This window comes from Kitasatospora sp. NPDC001540, from assembly GCF_042894345.1.
Taxonomy (GTDB): Bacteria; Actinomycetota; Actinomycetes; order Streptomycetales; family Streptomycetaceae; genus Kitasatospora; species Kitasatospora phosalacinea_C.
The window spans coordinates 1,413-3,399 of record NZ_JBIAVO010000086.1 but is presented as its reverse complement, the minus strand read 5'-3'; the positions used below and the strand labels follow the sequence as shown (position 1 = coordinate 3,399).

Genomic DNA, 1,987 nt, shown 5'->3' with positions numbered 1-1,987 from the left:
TGAGGCGTATTTCGCGGTGGGTGTGGACTGTGTGGAGACCAACACCTTCGGGGCGAATTACTGGGCGTTGGGTGAGTACGACATCTCGGAGCGGATCTTCGAGTTGTCGGAGGCGGGTGCCCGGATCGCCCGGGAGGTGGCTGATGAGTTCACCGCGCGGGACGGGCGTGTCCGGTGGGTGCTGGGTTCGATGGGTCCGGGTACGAAGCTGCCGACGCTGGGTCACACCACGTTCGAGGTGGTGCGGGAGGGTTTCCGGCTGAACGCGGCGGGTCTGGTCGCGGGTGGTGTGGACGCGCTGCTGGTGGAGACCAGCCAGGACCTGCTGCAGACCAAGGCCGCGGTGCTGGGCTGCAAGGCCGCGCTGGCCGAGGCGGGGCTGGACCTGCCGGTCTTCGCCCAGGTGACGGTGGAGACCACCGGCACGATGCTGCTGGGCTCGGAGATCGGCGCGGCGCTGACCGCGTTGGAGCCGCTCGGCATCGACTTCATCGGGATGAACTGCGCCACCGGCCCGGCGGAGATGAGCGAGCACCTGCGGTATCTGGCGAAGAACGCCCGGGTCGGCCTGTCGTGCATGCCGAACGCGGGCCTGCCGGTGCTGGGCAAGGACGGCGCGCACTACCCGCTGTCGCCGTCTGAGCTCGCCGACGCGCACGAGGGTTTCGTGCGCGACTACGGCCTGGCCCTGGTCGGCGGCTGCTGCGGCACCACGCCCGAGCACCTGCGGCAGGTCGTGGAGCGGGTCCAGGGGCTGCCCATCACGCCGCGCGACCCGAAGCCGGAGGCGTCCGCGGCCTCCCTCTACCAGGCGGTGCCGTTTCGGCAGGACACCTCGTATCTGGCGATCGGTGAGCGCACCAATGCCAACGGGTCGAAGAAGTTCCGGGAGGCGATGCTCGCCGCCGACTGGCAGGCGTGTGTGGAGATCGCCCGCGAGCAGATCCGCGAGGGCGCGCACCTGCTGGATTTGTGTGTGGACTATGTGGGCCGTGACGGTGTCGCGGACATGCGGGAGATCGCGGGGCGGCTGGCGACGGCCTCCACTTTGCCGATCGTGCTGGACTCCACCGAGCCGCCGGTGCTGAAGGCGGGCCTGGAGATGCTGGGCGGGCGGGCGGTGTTGAACTCCGTCAACTACGAGGACGGTGACGGCCCCGACACCCGGTTCGGGCGGATCGCGGCGCTGGCGCGTGAGCACGGGGCGGGTCTGATCGCGCTGACCATCGACGAGCGGGGGCAGGCCCGCACCGCCGAGACGAAGGTCGCCATCGCCGAGCGCCTGATCGAGCAGCTGGGCCGCGAGTACGGCATCGCGGAGTCCTCGATCCTGGTGGACTGCCTGGCCTTCACCCTGGCCACCGGCCAGGAGGAGTCGCGCCGTGACGGCATCGAGACCATCGAGGCGATCCGCGAGCTCAAGCGCCGCCACCCGAACGTGCAGACCACCCTGGGGTTGTCGAACATCTCCTTCGGCCTCAACCCGGCCGCCCGCCAGGTCGTCAACTCGGTGTTCCTGCACGAGTGCGTGGCTGCCGGCCTGGACTCCGCGATCGTGCACGCCGCCAAGATCCTCCCGATGAACCGCATCCCCGAGGACCGCCGCCAGGCCGCCCTCGACCTGGTCTACGACCGCCGCGCCGAGGGCTACGACCCGCTGCAGAAGCTGCTGGAGCTCTTCGAGGGCGTCTCCGCCGCCTCCTCCGCCGCCTCCAAGGCCGAAGAGCTCGCCGCCCTCCCGCTCGAGGAGCGCCTGCGGCGCCGGATCATCGACGGCGAGCGCAATGGTCTGGAGGCGGACCTGGACGCGGCGCTGGCCGTCCGCCCGGCGCTGGAGATCATCAACGACACGCTGCTGTCCGGGATGAAGGTCGTCGGCGAGCTGTTCGGCTCCGGGCAGATGCAGCTGCCGTTCGTGCTGCAGTCCGCCGAGGTGATGAAGGCCGCCGTCGCCCACCTCGAACCCCACATGGAGAAGTCCGACAGT

The 1,987-nt window shown here is 70.1% G+C and carries 1 protein-coding gene; it reads left to right on the top strand.

Annotation, left to right across the window (positions count from 1 at the left end; genetic code table 11):
* Nucleotides 1-1,987 (top strand): homocysteine S-methyltransferase family protein (locus tag ACFY00_RS38060; RefSeq protein WP_388038850.1); only part of this gene is annotated, 1,987 nt, incomplete at both ends.